At 35.5% G+C, this 16,169-nt stretch carries 26 protein-coding genes; 23 read left to right on the forward strand and 3 right to left on the reverse strand.

The features are described 5' to 3' along the window. Nucleotides 1-6: 6 nt before the first annotated feature. From ACTQX6_RS02290 to ACTQX6_RS02320, 7 genes are read left to right on the forward strand one after another with little or no spacing between them, the layout of a single operon-like run. Nucleotides 7-1,686 (forward strand): hypothetical protein, encoded by a 1,680-nt coding sequence (locus ACTQX6_RS02290; RefSeq protein ID WP_320863285.1) that lies wholly within the window; start codon nucleotides 7-9, stop codon nucleotides 1,684-1,686. Continuing rightward, nucleotides 1,664-5,092 (forward strand): FHA domain-containing protein, encoded by a 3,429-nt coding sequence (locus ACTQX6_RS02295; protein ID WP_294687330.1) that lies wholly within the window; start codon nucleotides 1,664-1,666, stop codon nucleotides 5,090-5,092. The genes ACTQX6_RS02290 and ACTQX6_RS02295 overlap by 23 nt, the downstream gene beginning before the upstream one ends. Before the next feature lie 4 nt (nucleotides 5,093-5,096). Next, a complete protein-coding gene (locus tag ACTQX6_RS02300) occupies nucleotides 5,097-5,333 on the forward strand; it encodes a hypothetical protein (protein ID WP_294687331.1) in 237 nt (78 codons plus the stop codon). Nucleotides 5,334-5,345: 12 nt separating this feature from the next. Beyond that, nucleotides 5,346-5,639 (forward strand): WXG100 family type VII secretion target, encoded by a 294-nt coding sequence (locus ACTQX6_RS02305; protein WP_022789849.1) that lies wholly within the window; start codon nucleotides 5,346-5,348, stop codon nucleotides 5,637-5,639. A gap of 12 nt (nucleotides 5,640-5,651) precedes the next feature. Continuing rightward, nucleotides 5,652-5,942, forward strand: a complete 291-nt coding sequence (locus ACTQX6_RS02310; protein ID WP_117446805.1) for a WXG100 family type VII secretion target — start codon at nucleotides 5,652-5,654, stop codon at nucleotides 5,940-5,942. After that, nucleotides 5,939-6,112, forward strand: a complete 174-nt coding sequence (locus ACTQX6_RS02315) for a hypothetical protein (RefSeq protein ID WP_168965489.1) — start codon at nucleotides 5,939-5,941, stop codon at nucleotides 6,110-6,112. The genes ACTQX6_RS02310 and ACTQX6_RS02315 overlap by 4 nt, the downstream gene beginning before the upstream one ends. Continuing rightward, nucleotides 6,102-6,857, forward strand: coding sequence for a hypothetical protein (locus ACTQX6_RS02320; protein ID WP_117446804.1), 756 nt, complete (start codon nucleotides 6,102-6,104; stop codon nucleotides 6,855-6,857). The genes ACTQX6_RS02315 and ACTQX6_RS02320 overlap by 11 nt, the downstream gene beginning before the upstream one ends. 19 nt (nucleotides 6,858-6,876) lie before the next feature. On the opposite strand, the gene ACTQX6_RS02325 is transcribed toward ACTQX6_RS02320, so the two are convergent. The 3 genes from ACTQX6_RS02325 to ACTQX6_RS02335 all read right to left on the reverse strand — a co-directional run bounded on the left by ACTQX6_RS02325 (nucleotide 6,877) and on the right by ACTQX6_RS02335 (nucleotide 10,073). After that, a complete protein-coding gene (locus tag ACTQX6_RS02325) occupies nucleotides 6,877-8,412 on the reverse strand; it encodes a recombinase family protein (RefSeq protein WP_117446803.1) in 1,536 nt (511 codons plus the stop codon). 121 nt (nucleotides 8,413-8,533) lie between these two features. Beyond that, the gene (locus ACTQX6_RS02330) at nucleotides 8,534-9,439 is read right to left on the reverse strand and encodes a hypothetical protein (RefSeq protein ID WP_320870164.1); all 906 of its coding nucleotides are present in this window, start codon (nucleotides 9,437-9,439) and stop codon (nucleotides 8,534-8,536) included. 10 nt (nucleotides 9,440-9,449) lie between these two features. Further along, nucleotides 9,450-10,073: a LexA family protein gene (locus tag ACTQX6_RS02335; RefSeq protein WP_117446801.1), complete on the reverse strand. Its 624-nt coding sequence runs from the start codon at nucleotides 10,071-10,073 to the stop codon at nucleotides 9,450-9,452. Between the two features lie 143 nt (nucleotides 10,074-10,216). Here ACTQX6_RS02335 and ACTQX6_RS02340 point away from each other — a divergent pair, with 143 nt between their 5' ends. The 16 genes from ACTQX6_RS02340 to ACTQX6_RS02415 are packed head-to-tail and all read left to right on the forward strand — an operon-like array spanning nucleotide 10,217 to nucleotide 16,168. Further along, a complete protein-coding gene (locus ACTQX6_RS02340; protein ID WP_117446800.1) occupies nucleotides 10,217-10,426 on the forward strand; it encodes a helix-turn-helix domain-containing protein in 210 nt (69 codons plus the stop codon). 39 nt (nucleotides 10,427-10,465) lie between these two features. Then, nucleotides 10,466-10,615 (forward strand): hypothetical protein, encoded by a 150-nt coding sequence (locus ACTQX6_RS02345; RefSeq protein ID WP_181965641.1) that lies wholly within the window; start codon nucleotides 10,466-10,468, stop codon nucleotides 10,613-10,615. 50 nt (nucleotides 10,616-10,665) lie between these two features. After that, a complete protein-coding gene (locus ACTQX6_RS02350) occupies nucleotides 10,666-11,013 on the forward strand; it encodes a hypothetical protein (protein ID WP_117446799.1) in 348 nt (115 codons plus the stop codon). Continuing rightward, nucleotides 11,013-11,234: a hypothetical protein gene (locus ACTQX6_RS02355; protein ID WP_117446798.1), complete on the forward strand. Its 222-nt coding sequence runs from the start codon at nucleotides 11,013-11,015 to the stop codon at nucleotides 11,232-11,234. Before ACTQX6_RS02350 ends, ACTQX6_RS02355 begins: the two co-directional genes overlap by 1 nt. Further along, nucleotides 11,231-11,449, forward strand: coding sequence for a helix-turn-helix domain-containing protein (locus ACTQX6_RS02360; protein WP_117446797.1), 219 nt, complete (start codon nucleotides 11,231-11,233; stop codon nucleotides 11,447-11,449). Before ACTQX6_RS02355 ends, ACTQX6_RS02360 begins: the two co-directional genes overlap by 4 nt. Next, entirely contained in the window at nucleotides 11,446-12,096 is a 651-nt protein-coding gene (locus ACTQX6_RS02365; RefSeq protein ID WP_441657293.1) for a hypothetical protein, read from the forward strand. Before ACTQX6_RS02360 ends, ACTQX6_RS02365 begins: the two co-directional genes overlap by 4 nt. A gap of 52 nt (nucleotides 12,097-12,148) precedes the next feature. Next, a complete protein-coding gene (locus ACTQX6_RS02370; RefSeq protein WP_441657703.1) occupies nucleotides 12,149-12,394 on the forward strand; it encodes a hypothetical protein in 246 nt (81 codons plus the stop codon). 10 nt (nucleotides 12,395-12,404) lie between these two features. Next, nucleotides 12,405-12,923, forward strand: a complete 519-nt coding sequence (locus tag ACTQX6_RS02375) for a hypothetical protein (protein WP_441657291.1) — start codon at nucleotides 12,405-12,407, stop codon at nucleotides 12,921-12,923. Next, nucleotides 12,920-13,327 (forward strand): RusA family crossover junction endodeoxyribonuclease, encoded by a 408-nt coding sequence (locus tag ACTQX6_RS02380; protein WP_441657290.1) that lies wholly within the window; start codon nucleotides 12,920-12,922, stop codon nucleotides 13,325-13,327. The genes ACTQX6_RS02375 and ACTQX6_RS02380 overlap by 4 nt, the downstream gene beginning before the upstream one ends. 13 nt (nucleotides 13,328-13,340) lie before the next feature. After that, the gene (locus tag ACTQX6_RS02385) at nucleotides 13,341-14,144 is read left to right on the forward strand and encodes a hypothetical protein (protein WP_441657289.1); all 804 of its coding nucleotides are present in this window, start codon (nucleotides 13,341-13,343) and stop codon (nucleotides 14,142-14,144) included. Between the two features lie 2 nt (nucleotides 14,145-14,146). Then, complete coding sequence (locus ACTQX6_RS02390; RefSeq protein WP_441657288.1) at nucleotides 14,147-14,431, forward strand: hypothetical protein; 285 nt, start codon at nucleotides 14,147-14,149, stop codon at nucleotides 14,429-14,431. Continuing rightward, nucleotides 14,412-14,603: a hypothetical protein gene (locus ACTQX6_RS02395; protein ID WP_441657287.1), complete on the forward strand. Its 192-nt coding sequence runs from the start codon at nucleotides 14,412-14,414 to the stop codon at nucleotides 14,601-14,603. Before ACTQX6_RS02390 ends, ACTQX6_RS02395 begins: the two co-directional genes overlap by 20 nt. Next, complete coding sequence (locus ACTQX6_RS02400; RefSeq protein WP_441657286.1) at nucleotides 14,600-14,866, forward strand: hypothetical protein; 267 nt, start codon at nucleotides 14,600-14,602, stop codon at nucleotides 14,864-14,866. Before ACTQX6_RS02395 ends, ACTQX6_RS02400 begins: the two co-directional genes overlap by 4 nt. A 9-nt stretch (nucleotides 14,867-14,875) precedes the next feature. Beyond that, nucleotides 14,876-15,643: a DNA-methyltransferase gene (locus ACTQX6_RS02405; RefSeq protein ID WP_441657285.1), complete on the forward strand. Its 768-nt coding sequence runs from the start codon at nucleotides 14,876-14,878 to the stop codon at nucleotides 15,641-15,643. 8 nt (nucleotides 15,644-15,651) lie between these two features. Continuing rightward, on the forward strand, nucleotides 15,652-15,984 hold the full coding sequence (locus ACTQX6_RS02410; RefSeq protein WP_441657284.1) for a hypothetical protein: 333 nt from the start codon (nucleotides 15,652-15,654) through the stop codon (nucleotides 15,982-15,984). After that, nucleotides 15,974-16,168: a hypothetical protein gene (locus tag ACTQX6_RS02415; protein ID WP_441657283.1), complete on the forward strand. Its 195-nt coding sequence runs from the start codon at nucleotides 15,974-15,976 to the stop codon at nucleotides 16,166-16,168. Before ACTQX6_RS02410 ends, ACTQX6_RS02415 begins: the two co-directional genes overlap by 11 nt. Nucleotide 16,169 lies beyond the last annotated feature (1 nt).

The raw sequence follows: 16,169 nt of genomic DNA on the forward strand, positions 1-16,169 counted from the left end.
GTGAGTATGAAGCGATGGTTTTTATGGATTAATATCGTATGGTTGTTTTTGCCGATGACGGTATATGCGTGGGAGCATCCACCGGATGCGATACAAGTTTATTATCAGAAGAAACCGGTTTTAGAACATGTAGAGTATGATGAAGCTGATTCATTTGAAATCATAAGCGATGATTCAAAAATACAAGTTCTTATAGATGAGCATGATGTGCCAATCGTGTGGGAAGAACATAAGGGAAGTGTTCCTTTCTCAAAACAAGCGCATCATGTCCAGATTGTAAGGGAGAAAACGATCGTAAAGGAGTTTTGGATTCAGGAACCAAAGCCTATTTATGCCCATGCACAATTCGTTTCGACAACAGAAGGGCAATGGAGCTTACAGGTTACTTTTAATGCACCAATTGTCGATGAAATTTATATGCTGGTACAAAAAGAGGAGCAGGTAATTGATGAAATCACCTGTCAGAATCAAAAGGAGATCTCGTATAAGCTGCAGAATGGAGTATTCAAGGTGTACTTATATGATCGTCAAAATCCAAATCATGCTTTAAAGATCAATGATCAGGATACGTTTACTTTTCATTTCTCAGAGACAGAGCCGGAAATTCAAGCGGAAGTCAAAGAGATTCCCGATTCAAGAGATAAGGAGCTTTTGATTCACTGGCCGGAGTTTGTCAAAGAAAAAAGTGTGATCGTAGATCACATGGTTGTAGAAGCAGATGATCGATTGATTTTAAAGGCAACAGAAGGACAGCAAAAGACAGTATCGGTTGTGTTAAAGGCGACAGATCTCTTTGGTCGAACAGCGCTTAAACCAGTCGATGTATTACTGGATGCCAAGCCGCCTGTTTTGACATTATTTCATGGCCAGCAGCCTATGATGGCCAATCAGTTGTATATCCTTCATGAGAAAAAAGAATTTACCTTTTTTTGGGATGAGCCGATTGAACAACAATTAGATATTTATGTGAATGATCAAAAAATCCCATTGGGGCAATTGAATACGATCTGGCAGTCTTTAAAAAACCAGGATCGTTTAAAGTTGGTTTGTCAGGGAAAAGATCTGCAGGGAAATATTTCTTCGTATTTGTATGAACTTCAATATCAAACCCAAATCGAAAGCTTGCTTTTACAAGCTTCTACTGTGCCAAAAAAGCCGGAAAAAGTTGTCCAGGTACAGACAAAGGATCCTTATTTTGGATCGTATCTGGATTCACGAAGTATTTGGAGAACTTGGAAAAAGAACGAGGATCAAAAAATTATTCTGGAGAAAAAAGAAATTCGTTTGCAGGATCGAACAAAACCCATGATGCGCTTTATGGCAGAAAATGGAGGATCACTGACTCATTTACAAAAAGGAGATGTTCTTCGTTTAACATTATTGAATACAGAATCGTATTCAGACGATCATTTTACCGATATTCAGATCAATGGCAAAAAAATGGATGCAGATCAGATACACAAAGATGCCTTGCACAATGAATACGTTTTGATCACTTTAAAGGACAAAGAAACAAAAATTGTAGCCAGTGCAGAAGATAAAAGTGGCAATACCGCAGAGATCCAACAAACTTTTACGCTTGAAAAGACAAAGTTTTATGGGTATTGGCTGCTTGTGATTCCTGGACTTTTAGGCATCTTTGGCTTGTTTTGGAAAGTGAAGCATGGAAAAACTAAAGGTTCTTAAGGAAGAACAGCTTTTCATTTATACATTGCAGGAGGGCTTAAAAGTTGAAGGAGTTGTTTTTCCAAAGAGAAAAGGACAATGGTATTTGGTTGCGAATCAACAACGAATGTTGTTGAAAGAAGAAGGTATCGTATGGAACCAGATTACCTTTGCCCTATATCGTTTACCAAGTTGCTGGTCAGTAAAAAAGTTACAGAAGCACAATGTCATAGGACGAGATCCAACTTGTTCGATCGTTATAGAAGATGAGACAATTTCATCCTTTCACTTTCAAATAACCAACGATTACCTGGAAGATTTACAGAGTACAAACGGCACGTATTGTAACGGTAAAAGAATCCGGAAACAAAAACTAAACGCTTTAGATCATTTATGGTTTGGAACCAAAGAAGCCTATTACTTACCGGGTTATTTGGTTTTAGGGGTTTTACAGGAACAGAAAAATGTCGTGTTTGACAAGATTCCTGAACTTCCCAAGGTTCAAGCCATTTCACAAACCGTCAAAACAGTACAACAAGTATCTTTTTTGTTACAGTCACCGCAGCCGTTAATGCCCATTCCCAAAGGGCACTGGTTTCAATCGATGGGCTCCTCTTTGTTGATATTGATTTCCGGTTTGGTCAGTGCCGGCGTTGTATGGATCAGTTCACCGCAACAAAGCTTTTCGGTGGTATCGCTAATGATCAATGCGGTATCTATGGGATTGGCCTTTGGTGCCTTTGGCTTGTGGAATCGAAAGATGACAGTTCGTGAAAAGAAAAAGGAAAATCAAGCTTTGATTGATCAATATTCGCTGTATTGTAAACGCAGTCAAAACGAGATGGAAAGGATGCAAAAGGAATATCAGAACGCTGTTTTACAATGGGTAGAGCAGTATCAGTTGCAGCTTTTAAACTTTCAAAGAGAGGCAAAAAGGGATTATCGCTTGTGGATTGGTTATCAGAAATGTGAATGGATCCAACTTCAGTTTAGAAAACCAAATTATCTGCAGGAGCAGGACCGTTTGTTTCAACAACAAGAAACCTTAATACACTCTATCAAAACCTATGAAGATACGCCGGTGTTTTTAGAACAGGGACAACAGATTCATCTTCCCAAAGTAGCTTTTTCATGGATCGAGTCTTTATTTCTGGAATGGTTACTGGTTGCTTATCAAGCTCATCGAAAATGGGTGTGGGTCGATGCATCTATGTCTAAAGAGCATCCTTTTTTCAATCATGAAGCTTGTATTAAGGATACAAAAAAACTTTTGATTCAAACGAAGGAAGAATGGCTTAGCTTCATACAGGATTTAGATCATAGCTATGAATATACCTTTATGATCAATGAAGCGTTTGCTTTGGAATCTCTTCCTTCAGAAGAAACCTGCATTTGTTTTGATGCGGCTGGCCCTATGCTGCAAATGGCGGATTTTTGCCAGCCTGGTGACCTATTTAGAAAACTCATGTTTCTTCATCAGGAAAAACGATGGGATCAAGATCAGGAATGTAAAGCTCTTTTTGGTCAGGATATCTGGCATTTCTCTTTAGATTCGTGTCGTCAAAATCGTGTGAACTTAAAAGTATGTCTGGGTTTTGAAGAAAAAGGGACATTCCTGTACTTAGATTTGCAGGAATCTAAACAAGGGCCACATGGATTTCTGGCTGGTAAAACCGGCAGTGGAAAAAGTGAAATGTTACGAAATATTCTTTTACAGCTGGTCATACAGAATTCCCCTAAATTATTTCAATATATTCTGATTGATTTTAAAGGTGGAGCCTTTGGACAGTATTTTATGCACTTTCCTCATTGTCAGGGTATGTTGACTAATCTTGAAAAGGATCAAATGGAACGCTTTGATCAAAGTCTTCAGGCTTTTTTGGAAAAAAGACAAAAGATCCTTCAGCAATTTAGCCAGGAACATCCAGACCAAACAGCACATATCGATGCTTATAACGCTTATCACATCAAAGATCCTTTGGCGCATGTATTTTTGATTGTCGATGAATTGGCACAGCTCAAACAAAGCTTTCCGGATTTCTTGATGAAAATCAAAGAAATCGCCCGTATCGGAAGGTCTTTGGGTGTGCATTGTATTCTTTCTACACAAAAGCCATTAGGTGTAATGGATGATCAAATTTGGGCTAATGTGGACTTTAAGATCTGTATGAGTGTCGCAACCACTGCCGATTCTTATGAAGTTTTGCACTCCGATCATGCTTATGCCTTAAAACGACCGGGAGATTTCATTCTTCAAGATCAACAGGCTCATCAACGTATGGGTAAAGCATGGTATCTGCAAAAAGAAATCTATTTACATCCCAATGGATATTGTGAAGTTGATGAGAATGGAAAGATCGTGCAAAGCTATCACCAGGAAAAGACAACTTTGTTTCATTTTTTATCGCAACAAATAAACAAAGATGAAAGTGCAAAGGAATGGATCATACATCCGTTTGATCAAAGTGTTTTCAAATCGCAACAATTGGCATTGATCGATGAGCCGTCTATACAACAAGTCAGGGATTGGACGCCTCAACCGGGACAATGTTCGTGTATCTATTGTACTTCCTATCAAAAAAGAAAAGAACTGATTCAAAGCATTGTCGGCTGGACGACCTTGCCGGTCTATGGTTTGGAAATCGAAGAAGATGGCTTGGATGCCTGCTTGTCTGAAAAAGAATTTGGAAGAATAAAATCGATACGAAAACCATGTGTGTGGTTAGTAGATTACACAAACCTGAAACAGAAAGATTTGGATGTACTTAAAAGTGATAACGTCATTTTATTTCTATTTATAAGAACATGGGATAGACGATTAAAAGAATGGTTTTTGATTCAGTCGAACCGCATTTGTTACGACTTTAGTGATATCGAAGACTTGCGAGAATTCTTTGGATGTTTTATTCGAGCAGATCTGAGCATGCGCTCACATAAAGGATATATCTTTAGAAAGCAGAGCTTATATCCAATCTTATTTCAAAAAAGGGAAGGAGTACTAAAACCGAAACGAAAGGAAAAGGCTTATATACTTCATCATCAAAATCATGTCTTGCGTTTGGGGTGGAATTCAAAATCTCATCAGGAAGTTTTCTGGAAGCAAAAGCATCCTTTATTGATTTGTTATGTACAACGATCAATGGCCCAAACGATTGCCGATATGCTGGAAAGATGGCAAACACAAAAAGCTTTGCATGTCAGAGAAGACTTTTTAGAGGAAGCAGATATTTATGTTTTACATGCCATTTACAATGCGGATCAGTTTCAAACACCGGAATATCTTTCGAAGATCTATGATCTAGATGTGTGCTGGATCGGACAGGGAATACAAGATTATTTGTATGTTCTAAAACGTTCGTTGCCACAAGATCATTCATCCTATGGCGTGTATTGGACAGAACAGGAGGTGTATTCATTTAATCGATAACAGTATGCAGGATATATTCATTCATATCAAGATTTTTACACAATCAAAATTTCATCATGTCTGGATTCGTGATACGTATGTCATTGAGGACTTTATTCAAGATATAGAAAAGTCGTGGCCTTTGGAAAGAACGACATTTTCTCATTTTTTCTATCATACCGAATCAGGACGTATTTTAAATTCCGGAAAAACATTTAGAGAAAATGCCGTGATCTCCGGCGATCATTTTATCTTATTTTAAGCAGGAGGATTTATGCAAATAACAGTTAATTATCAGGAATTGGCACAGGGTGCCCATTATCTGGAACAAAAATCAAATGATTATCAACAAGTAATCAATCAGATCTATGCTCGTATGCAACAGATGCAAAGTGTATGGCAGGGGCAGGATCATCAGGCGTTTATTGCGCAGCTGGAGCAGTTTCGACCACAGCTGCAGAAGATTGTCGCCATCATTGAAACTTATGCGCATTTTTTGTTGTATTGCGCCAATGAATATCAAAAGCTTCAACAGGAGCGTATCGCAAGAGCCAGAAATTTAGTGTAAAAGGAGGAAACTATGGCAAATATTCAAATATCTTCACAGGAGGTTTTTCAATATTCCGCACAATTAAAAGGAATGAACACGCAGGTGCAACAAATCTTTGAGGAAATCAAAAACAAAGTTCAACAATTAGAGTCTATATGGCAGTCACCCACCTCTAACAAGCTGATGGAGCAGTTTCATTCCTTAGATCCGGTATTTCGCTCCTATGTGCAATCCTTGGATCAGTATGCCCAATATCTGCAACAGACAGCACAGGCGTATCAGGAAAATGAACAAATGCTGTCGCAAGGCGTACAAGTATGATGGAGATGGTAGCCTATTATCAGGAATTATCATCCTATATCACTACGATCTGCAGTGAGGTCGCAAGCTGCTGCCAGGCAGAGGAAGCTATTCATCTTCAAAACGGACTGCAGGCATTGCAGGCACAGATTCAAAGACAGCTGATGGAAGTGAAGCTGCATGCCCATTGATACAGCTGTTTATCGAAGAATCGCAAATGGTTTGGCATCCAGAAGAAAATATGCATCCTTTCCGGGAAAACTTCCTTTAAAAAAGGAGCACGATCGTATTCAAAATACACTGGATAGCTATATTGATTATTTTCGAAAAAGTGCAAACGCCTATGAGAATACCGAGAATCATTTAATGTATAAAAGTGGACAGAGCTTTTCTTACTTAAAGGATGGAACATTTCGCTTCTATCACCAGGAGGATTGGAATGCGTTAGCACAGCTGACCAAGAAAGAAAAAAATACGCATCTATCGATAGGTGCCGAATATAGCTTTAAAGAGGTCGGAGCTGTTTATCGCGATGAGCTTTTAGATGCCGGTATTCAGGCACATTTAGGAAATATTCAGGCTAAAGGATCGTGTGAGCTGGTATTGTGGAAGGAGGAAGAATTTGATCCCAGACTGGAACTGAGTCTGCAGGCACAGGCTTCTCTTTTATCCTTGCAGGGACAGGCTAAAATCGGTACGAATAATATGTACTTGCAGGCAAGAGGCAATGTGGATGTTGGAAGTGTCTATGCACAGGCTACCTGCATATTTAATAAAGAAGAACAAAATTTGGAAGCTTCCATCGGAGCAGCTGCCGTACAAGGAGAGGGAAGTATCGCTTTTCATCTTTTTGGTGCGAAAGTAACCGTAAGTGCGCAGGGATCCTTAGGCAGTGCCGAAGCCAACCTAACGTATCGTCACGTAAATAAAGAATGATTGTTCCAATGCTCATATACTACTTTAAAATAATCTCAATATTCACATTTTTAGAGTGTGTAACAGCACCATGTCTAGGAGCACTAGAATCTCTTTCATGTTTTTCATAATAGATTACTTTGATAAACTTTTTAAGAAATGTATTCTTTGATTTTGCAGAAATATTAGGATTTTGTAACATATCTATTGCCTCATTCAGAGTAGCATATTTTTCTTTCCACTCGTTCCTATTTGGCATAGTACTTCCTATTTTATTTATAGATGTTTCAATACCTTTTTTCTCAATTTCTAATTTATTAATCCTTTCAATGAATTTTTCTTTTGTATATGTTCCGTCTTCCAAAAATTCGTAAATTCTTTCTTTTTTCTGATCTATTTTATCAAGGCTTTTCTTTAAGTCTGATATCATGTTTTTTTTAGTTTGTATTTGTTCCTCATCGGTTTTGTTAAGCTTAATTTTAAAATCTTCTAAATTGCTTTTTAATGCTTCAATAATAGCATTATCAACTACAGTAGCATTTGTTGACATATTTCTACAATGTCTAATACCACTGCAATCATAACGAGGAACATTTCTGCCTTTTTCTCCTTGATATCTCATCATACGTCCACAAAGTTTGCATCTTAATAGTCCGGCATAAGGACTTTTAAGTTCCTTACTCATATTCACTTTTACAGATTTTGATACCATTAACTTTTTAACAGAATCAAACATTTCTTTTGATATGATAGGTTCGTGTGTATCGTGAACAATAAGTGGTTTTTCTTGACGAACACGTACTTTTTTTAATTTTCCATCAACAATACGCTTTTCAACTTTATGTCTATTCCATACAGTACAACCAATATATACCTCATTTGAAAGTATTCGCTTAATAGTTCGTTCATGCCAGTATTTAGCCATAAATGGTTTAACACCCAAATCATCTAACATTAATCCGATTGCATGAGCGGAGTAACCTTCTAATATCTTCTCATAAATGAATTTTACATAAGGTGCTGTTTCAGGATCAGGAACAAGATACTGCCTTCTTTTGCCTTCTTTTACTTTTTTATATCCAAAAGGAGTACGAGTAGGGAGATAATTGCCTTCTAATACAGATTGTAATGTGCCACGCTGCATAATTGTTTTCATGTAGTCTAAATAGTCTGATCCTGCCATCAGTTCAGACTTTACCGATTTATAATCATACTCATTAGATAAATCAAAAGTCTTTTTTGGTGTGACGATTAGAGTATTAGTATATTTAAAGTTCTGTAGAATGGTTCCACAGTCAATCAAGTCACCACGAGATAAACGTTGACAGTCTACTACTAATACACCTTTTATAGTATTTGATTGCATGAGTTCAAATAAACGTTTTATTTCAGGTCTGTCTTCAATCGTTTCTCCTGATACTACTTCTCGATATATACATTCTTCCGGTATCTTTTGATCTAGCATGGCCGATGCATAGTTCTGTAGAATTCGTTCATGTTTAGCCAAGACCTGTTCCACTGTTTCATTTGGATCATCAGAACGTGACTTTCTAAGATACATTAAATATTTATCCATAAGTACCCATCCTTTCTATTTTATGGTAAAATGGGTACAGAAAAAGAGTGCGAAACTTTTTCTGTATCGGTGTATTGCGAGTACACCATATCCGACACTTTGCGAGGGTGTCGGTTTTTTATTATTCTAAAGAAATATAACAACGTTTTAGAGTTAAATACTGTCCATCTTTTACAGTAATATACATATTGTTTTCAAATACATTATTTAGAATTCTAGAATTTCCTGTTGAATCAGAAGATAAATCAAGATAAGCTGATTCTCCTTTTTCTGCTATTACGTTATATTCGCCTGCCGGAATATCTACACCAACTTTATACATTCCTTCTCCCCAATATGTTCTTGGTTGTTGTGTTGGTTGAGAACTTTGTTCTTCTTCTGAAATTTCTTCTTCGTTTTCTTCTGTTATAGATGTACAGTAAGCTCCGTAAGTTGTTGAATAATCTGTTGATGCTAAATAATCTTCATTGTTTTCAAATTCAGAAGGCCGTATCCAAATCGAAAAGTTACAATATTCTCCGGTTTCTATGTAATCAACAGACATCATATAATGATCTTGAACCGCAGAACCATACGCTTCTGTTTGATCTATTCTTGTGCAGTTATCATACATATTAAATGCATTGTCAGATAAAGTATCATGGTCGAACTCGTCATCAGACATACCAATTATGGTTCCAGCAACATTTGCAACACGCTCACCTATAACGGTGTCTGCTTCGCCAAATCCATGAACACGTATATATTCAACAACATTATTATCATCAAAAAAAGCTTCAACTACTGTGGTATCATCAACACGCAATTCGCTATATTCATCTGTAGCTACACTAGAAAAGCTTTTTTCACTATATCCATCTATAAGCTCTGATAGGTAAGCATTTAATAAAGTTTCAAACTCGTCTAAAGTTACACTAAAATTTGTATAGTCATCATTCACTTTAAAACTTATCTTTTCATCATTGTTTGAAGTAGAACAACCAACAAATAGAATTAAAGTTAAAAGACAGGCTATAATTTTCTTCATAATCTATCTCCTAATATTTCTTAAAAGTTGCTATCAACTTTCCTATAATTCTAAAGCACTGTGATTCATCGGCTAAATCTATCTCGATTGGTTCATATTTATCATTTGCACTTTCTAATATAATTAGACCATTATTTAATTGTCTATATATTTTGCATACATATTCATCACCAATGCAAAAAGAACCGATATCACCATTTGAAAGAACATTTGTCTTTTCAAAAACCAATACATCACCATCATTGATTGATTTACCAATCATGGAATCTCCACTAGCTACATTTGCGAAATATTCACGACCTTTCTTTATATATCTATCTGGAATGGCTATGTAATCTTCGATGTAATCATCTATGAATAAACCATTCCCACAACAAATTTGAGAGTAGGTAGCTATCTGATGTATATTTCCTAAAGAATGAAATTTAGATTCAGTTTCTTCCCAATCCATCAAATAAGCAACACTCACATTTAAAGCGGTAGCTAATCTATATATAATCTTTTGAGATATTGGTCTTCCCATTTCTATCTTATTTATAGAAACTCTTGAACTATATCCCATTTTTTTAGCTAGCTCTTCTTGGGTTAAACCTAATTCTAATCTTCTTTGTTTAACTTTATCACCAAGTTTCATTAGATGTATTCCTCCTAATCTAAGTATATTCTTTTTGTAATCATAAGTAAACAAAAATATTAAATTTATGTTGACAAATAAGATTACACAAATTATACTTAAGCTGTAATCAAAAATGATTACAATGAGAAAGGGGCGAATAAATGACAAATGTTGAAATGTTAGATTCCAAAATTAAGGAAAGTGGTCTTACAATTACATTCATTGCTGCTAAATTAGGTATCTCTCGCCAAACATTCTATAAAAAGAAAAATGGTGATTGGCCATTTAATCAGTATGAAATAGAAAAACTGTGTAATGTATTGAATATCACTTCTTTAAAAGACAAAGAATCTATTTTTTTTAGCCATTAAGTAATCAAAAATGATTACAAAACTAGAAAGGAGTTGAAGATGCCAGTAACAGTAATACCTAGCAAAGATCCTCCTGAAGTATTCAGGAAAAGACTACAAGATGCGGTTAGAGAATTCTATATCGCAATAGAAAAGGAAAAAGCAGAAAAAGAAAAAGCGCCTCCTGCCGACCAAAGCGATAGCGCTTAATAGTGGATAACCTAAAATATCCACTCCTATTTTAACACAAAGGAGAAGAAATGATAAACGAAAAAGCAAAAGAACAAATTGAAAAACAGTTAGAAAGTTACGACAGAATGTTTGACCAAGTTCAAGATTGCGAAGAAGAGTTTGAACTTGAAGATAAACCTAGTCGAGAACATAAATATTTTCCGCAATTCAAAATCTCATATTGTTTATCACTTGGATCTTTATACAGCATTCAACGTGATGAAGGAGAAAACAAAGCCATGCAGCACGCAGAGGAAAATTTAGAAGATGTAATGCATGACTTAAAAGAAGGACTAAACGCTAAGAATTATAAATATTACTTTGATTGTCTAGGCTTTGCGTGGGCCTGTAAGGATTACAAGGAAGGGGAAGACTGATGGCAACAAGGAAAAAAGAAATAGAGCTAGATGTTCCTAACTTCCAAATTATACCATCAGGAAGATTGCAGAGAATCAATAGAAAAGAAAAGGAACTTAAAGCCTTAGAAGAAAAGCTAAATACAAGAAGAAAATATACAAACGCTTTCTTATTGATGAGTGTCGCATTGATAGCTTTCTTGATTGGGATTTCGGTCAGATTGGTGGTGTCGGCTCTATGACTCAGGCAACGAAATTGCTTGAATACTTAAAAGAACACGGAGCTATCACTGAAAAACAAGCTCTAAGCTATCTAAAGATCAAAAGATTATCTGCAAGAATTCATGATTTAAGAGAATTGGGTTATGAAATCGAAACAGTTTATAAGACAGGTGAGAACGAATACGGAAAACATAGATATGTAGATAAATACAGATTGAAGGGAGAATACAAATGAATGATTACATCTTGATTGCACAGGCAAACAAGGGAATCAAGACAATGAACGTTAAGGGGAATGAATATGCCACTGTAGATGAAAGAGTAAATGCCTACAGAAAAGTCTATCCAAAAGGAACTATAGTAACGGACATTGTTTCTTTAGAAAATGGTGTTGTTGTCATGAAATCCACAGTATATGACGAAGAAAAAAATATATTGGCAACTGGATATGCATCTGAACGAGAAGGATCAAGTTTAGTCAATAAAACAAACTATATCGAAAATTGTGAAACTTCTTCGGTTGGTAGAGCTTTAGGAATGTGCGGATTTGGAATTGATACAGGAATAAGAAGTGCAGAAGAAATTGAAAATGCACTTTTGAAACAAGAACAAGATAACGAAGAATTGAAAGAACTGTCAATTAAATATGTTAATTTGAGAACACGTTTAACAGATTTAGGATGTGATTTCAGAAATCCAAGTACAAATAAATGGATTATTAAAAATGCAAAAGTTCCTACACAAGACAACAGATATCTCAATGCAGCACAGATGCAAAAGCTATTAGATTGCTATTCACAAATGATTGAAAAGAAGGAGAAAGAAATTGTACAAGACCAAGAGGGCGAAAGCAACGGACATACCGAAGAAAGTCAAGGATAAGGTATGGGAACGTGACCATGAAAGATGCATCTATTGTGGCTCACGTTGTGCCATGCCAAACGCACACGCTTTATTATCTCGTGAACAAGGTGGCCTTGGAGTAGAAAAGAATGTTGTCACTTTGTGTATGCACTGTCATAGAATGTACGATCAAGGATCAAATGAGCAGAAGAAAGCATACGCTTTGAAATTAGGAAGACCATTTATTGACGACTTTATTAAAGCCTATTTAGAGAGTATCTACGGAGAAATTTCAATAGATGAAATAAAGTATCGCCCTCTATGGCAAACACGCTAGGAGACGTTCTATGAAGGTTATAGGAACGCTAGCTAGTAATAAAACAGACACACAAGGTTCTATTTCATTCTATTTTGATCCATATACTTCAGGACAAAGAAATTTAATTAAATTACAAAAATTGGAAGAAGGAGAAGAATATCTCATTACGATTGAGAGCAAAAAAGCGGTACGAACACATCGTCAGAATTCATATTTGTGGGCCTTGATTGGTGAAATGTGCAGAAACCCTAATGCACCACGTCATGACGAGTGGGAGCTTTATTGTTGGTTGTTACATGAAGCTAATGTAAGTTCTAATGTTTTGTTAATTCGTGAAGATGCATTGGATTTCGCAAAGCGTAATTTTAGAGCAGTGGATACATTGCAATATCGTCACGAGAAAAAAGGAACTTATATTGTGGCTAGATGCTTTGATGGTACTTCTAAATTTACCACAAAAGAAATGTCAGCTTTAATTGATAAGACTTTAGAAATTGCAGAAGAACTAGGAATAGATACCACGTTATACAAGGAGGTTTTACAGTGAATGTTTATTTTGAAATACCCGGAGAACCGGCAGGAAAAGGAAGACCGCGTTTCACAAGAAATGGTCATACCTATACACCGAAAGAAACAGTCAGTTATGAAAATTTAGTGAAGATTTTATTTAGACAAAACTTTCCTCAAGTAATACCTTCTGAGAATCGTTTAAAAGTGGTTATAGATGCGTATTTTACCATTCCTAAGTCCTACTCTAAGAAAAAGAAAGAGCTTGCCTATGATGCTTTAATAAGTCCTACAAAGAAGCCTGATTGTGACAATATAGCCAAGATCATACTGGATGCTTTAAACGGAATTGCATACAAGGATGATAAACAAGTAGTGAAATTACAAGTCAATAAATACTACTCAGAACAGCCTTGTGTGATTGTACAAATTAAGGATTTTTAGAGGTGGTAAAGAAGTGGGAGGTTATGTAAAGCTATACAGAAAAATAAAGAATACGTCTGTTTGGTGTGACAGCGACAAGCTAAAATTATGGATTTATTGCATAACAGAAGCAACGCATGAAAGCCGAACTATATTAGTTGGAAACCAAAAAATAGAGTTAAAAAGAGGTCAATTTACAACAGGCAGATACAAGTTAGAAGACGATTTTAACAAGGGTGTGAAGCCAAAAAAAAGGGTGGATGGTTCTACTTTATTTCGTTGGTTAAAATTGTTTGAAGAATGTGGAATGTTGCACATCAAAAGTACTAATAAATATTCGATTGTTACTGTTGTTAATTGGGATAAGTACCAAATAGATGAACAACAGACGAACAACAAATGCACATCAGTTGAACAACAGTTGAACAACAGTTGCACACAATACAAGAATGTAAAGAATGTAAAGAATATAAAAAAAGAAATATATAAAGAAAAAAAAGAAACTTACGTTTCTATTGTTGAGAGTTATACCAAAAGTGAAGAACTAAGAAATGCTTTATTAGAATTTGTAGAAATGCGTAAGAAGATGAAAGGATTTACACCTAGAGCTTTACATCTAGCATTAAAGAATTTAGACAAACTTGCACTAGATGATTTAACAAAGATTGATATTGTGAATCAAACTATTGAGCATGGCTGGAAAACATTTTATCCGTTAAAAGACAATAAGCGAGTGGAAGATGTGCCAAGTTGGTATGCAGATACCGCAAAGACAGAAGCAGATGAAGATTTAAAAGAAAGAATAGCTAATTTGCAAGAAAAACTTGGAAAGGATTGAACATGATTAAGTTAGAACATAATTTTTACATTGAATCTGATGGAACACAATTTATTCTTAGAAGAAATTGTGAAGCCGAAAAGAAAGACACAAAAGAAAAGTATATCCGTGTAGACTCAATCGGTTATTACAGTGATTTGAGTTTAGCTTTGCAAGGATATGTAAGACAAATCCTGTTAGAAGACGTGCAGAAAGAAACTTTGACGCTCAACGAAGTTAAAGACAAGTTAGACCAAATTTACACATACATTAGAGGTGTTTATAAACGTGAAATTAGACAGGGATAGTTACGAAAAAGCGATTCAAACCATTGAATCAGAACTACCTTTTGCAAGTAACGACATAGAGATTATTAAATCCTATGTCACAAAACTTGAAAGGGAAAATAAAGGCTTAAAAACAAGTCTTGATAACAAGACATACGATTTAGCACATTACAAAGGATTTTTGACTAAATGAAAGCAATTAATTTATCAAGCGGTAAAGAATACGAAGTATATTTACCCGATCAATACATAAATCAAGTTATGACTGCCGACTATTGGACGGAGATTGACGGAAAGACATTACTTTTAGTCGAACTAAATGAACCTGTGCAGGAAGGTCATGAATACAGACATTACAAAATTGGTGAAAAGATTTATCAAGGTATTTGGACAAACAGTCATGACGAATTAGTACAGATGTACAGGGAAACAGTGGAACAAATTAGATTGTTTTAGGAGGAACAAATGGAGCATGAAAAGAAAATAAAAATCGAGTTATATAACGACCATTTTGAAAATGCTAAAAGATATCAAATTCCAAGAGCACAGTTGATTATTGCAGATATCCCGTACAACATTGGAAAAAACGCATATGGTAGCCGTTCCGATTGGTACATTGATGGTGATAACAAAAATGGAGAATCTGATAAAGCAGGAAAAGAGTTCTTTGATACGGATAAAGATTTCAAGATTTATAACTTCTTTCAATTTTGCACAAGACTATTGAAGAAGGAGCCAAAAGAACGAGGAAAAGCGCCATGTATGATTATGTTCTGCTCATGGCAACAATTAAATGAAATTACAGAGTATGCAAAGCAATTTGGATTTAATCATACAATGCCTTTATTTTTTATCAAAAGTAGTTCAAGCCAAGTATTGAAAGCCAATATGAGAATATGTGGAGCCACAGAAACGGCATTAGTTATTTATCGAGATAAACTACCAAAATTTAATAATAACGGTCATATGATTCTTGATTGGTTTAAATGGGATAGAGGGGGCAATTATCCAAAGATACATCCCACACAGAAGCCAGTACCAGTATTGAAAGAGTTAATAGAAATATTTACAGACCCTTATGATGTGGTTATTGATCCGGTAGCAGGAAGTGCAAGCACATTAAGAGCTTGTGCAGAATTAAATCGTAATTGCTACGGATTTGAAATTAAGAAGAATTTTTATAATTTAGCAAAGCAAAAAATGTTAAAAGAGGTACAACCTCAATTATTCTAGGAGGACTTATGAAACACCTAAAGAAGACCCGTGGGGTGATGAACTTGTTGACTAAAGAAGAATGTAATGAAGCTTTAGAAAATATATCTAACCTCGAATTACAAGAGTATGAAGGTTTGTTTGGAAGAATAAAGTATGTTGGCGATATTAGATTTTGTGATTATAGGGTTTTGAGACGACTAATCAGAGAGCACTTTGAAAAAGAAACACCGTTAAAAGTTGATACTGGAATGTTTGCTTCTATTCTTTGTCATAAATGCGGTGCGAAAGTTAATAAACTTGATAATTATTGTTCTAATTGCGGTCAAAAATTAGATTGGAGCGATTTTGATGTTAACTAAAGAACAGTGCTCAGAAGCATTATGCGATTTGTATAACAGAATTTATGGAGAAACATATTCTTACGAAAAAGAATTTGATATTTTATCTGAATTGATTGAAGAACATTTCAAGGACAAAAAGACATTAGAGGAAAGATTTAAAGATTACAAAGGAGAAACGATCAAAGACGATCCGTGGGAGTGAT

It is taken from the genome of Faecalicoccus sp. LCP19S3_E2 (genome assembly GCF_052121255.1).
Lineage (GTDB): Bacteria > Bacillota_I > Bacilli_A > Erysipelotrichales > Erysipelotrichaceae > Faecalicoccus.

What these genes read in the sequence shown, in the direction of transcription:
- ACTQX6_RS02345 (WP_181965641.1), top strand. Translation starts at nt 10,466, where the DNA reads ATGCCAGTAACAGTAATACCTAGCAAAGATCCTCCTGAAGTATTCAGG.
- ACTQX6_RS02390 (WP_441657288.1), top strand. Translation starts at nt 14,147, where the DNA reads ATGATTAAGTTAGAACATAATTTTTACATTGAATCTGATGGAACACAA.
- ACTQX6_RS02400 (WP_441657286.1), top strand. Translation starts at nt 14,600, where the DNA reads ATGAAAGCAATTAATTTATCAAGCGGTAAAGAATACGAAGTATATTTA.
- ACTQX6_RS02350 (WP_117446799.1), top strand. Translation starts at nt 10,666, where the DNA reads ATGATAAACGAAAAAGCAAAAGAACAAATTGAAAAACAGTTAGAAAGT.
- ACTQX6_RS02310 (WP_117446805.1), top strand. Translation starts at nt 5,652, where the DNA reads ATGGCAAATATTCAAATATCTTCACAGGAGGTTTTTCAATATTCCGCA.
- ACTQX6_RS02365 (WP_441657293.1), top strand. Translation starts at nt 11,446, where the DNA reads ATGAATGATTACATCTTGATTGCACAGGCAAACAAGGGAATCAAGACA.
- ACTQX6_RS02300 (WP_294687331.1), top strand. Translation starts at nt 5,097, where the DNA reads ATGCAGGATATATTCATTCATATCAAGATTTTTACACAATCAAAATTT.
- ACTQX6_RS02410 (WP_441657284.1), top strand. Translation starts at nt 15,652, where the DNA reads ATGAAACACCTAAAGAAGACCCGTGGGGTGATGAACTTGTTGACTAAA.
- ACTQX6_RS02375 (WP_441657291.1), top strand. Translation starts at nt 12,405, where the DNA reads ATGAAGGTTATAGGAACGCTAGCTAGTAATAAAACAGACACACAAGGT.
- ACTQX6_RS02295 (WP_294687330.1), top strand. Translation starts at nt 1,664, where the DNA reads ATGGAAAAACTAAAGGTTCTTAAGGAAGAACAGCTTTTCATTTATACA.
- ACTQX6_RS02370 (WP_441657703.1), top strand. Translation starts at nt 12,149, where the DNA reads ATGCCAAACGCACACGCTTTATTATCTCGTGAACAAGGTGGCCTTGGA.
- ACTQX6_RS02305 (WP_022789849.1), top strand. Translation starts at nt 5,346, where the DNA reads ATGCAAATAACAGTTAATTATCAGGAATTGGCACAGGGTGCCCATTAT.
- ACTQX6_RS02340 (WP_117446800.1), top strand. Translation starts at nt 10,217, where the DNA reads ATGACAAATGTTGAAATGTTAGATTCCAAAATTAAGGAAAGTGGTCTT.
- ACTQX6_RS02290 (WP_320863285.1), top strand. Translation starts at nt 7, where the DNA reads ATGAAGCGATGGTTTTTATGGATTAATATCGTATGGTTGTTTTTGCCG.
- ACTQX6_RS02335 (WP_117446801.1), bottom strand. Translation starts at nt 10,073, where the DNA reads ATGAAACTTGGTGATAAAGTTAAACAAAGAAGATTAGAATTAGGTTTA.
- ACTQX6_RS02355 (WP_117446798.1), top strand. Translation starts at nt 11,013, where the DNA reads ATGGCAACAAGGAAAAAAGAAATAGAGCTAGATGTTCCTAACTTCCAA.
- ACTQX6_RS02320 (WP_117446804.1), top strand. Translation starts at nt 6,102, where the DNA reads ATGCCCATTGATACAGCTGTTTATCGAAGAATCGCAAATGGTTTGGCA.
- ACTQX6_RS02405 (WP_441657285.1), top strand. Translation starts at nt 14,876, where the DNA reads ATGGAGCATGAAAAGAAAATAAAAATCGAGTTATATAACGACCATTTT.
- ACTQX6_RS02315 (WP_168965489.1), top strand. Translation starts at nt 5,939, where the DNA reads ATGATGGAGATGGTAGCCTATTATCAGGAATTATCATCCTATATCACT.
- ACTQX6_RS02325 (WP_117446803.1), bottom strand. Translation starts at nt 8,412, where the DNA reads ATGGATAAATATTTAATGTATCTTAGAAAGTCACGTTCTGATGATCCA.
- ACTQX6_RS02360 (WP_117446797.1), top strand. Translation starts at nt 11,231, where the DNA reads ATGACTCAGGCAACGAAATTGCTTGAATACTTAAAAGAACACGGAGCT.
- ACTQX6_RS02330 (WP_320870164.1), bottom strand. Translation starts at nt 9,439, where the DNA reads ATGAAGAAAATTATAGCCTGTCTTTTAACTTTAATTCTATTTGTTGGT.
- ACTQX6_RS02415 (WP_441657283.1), top strand. Translation starts at nt 15,974, where the DNA reads ATGTTAACTAAAGAACAGTGCTCAGAAGCATTATGCGATTTGTATAAC.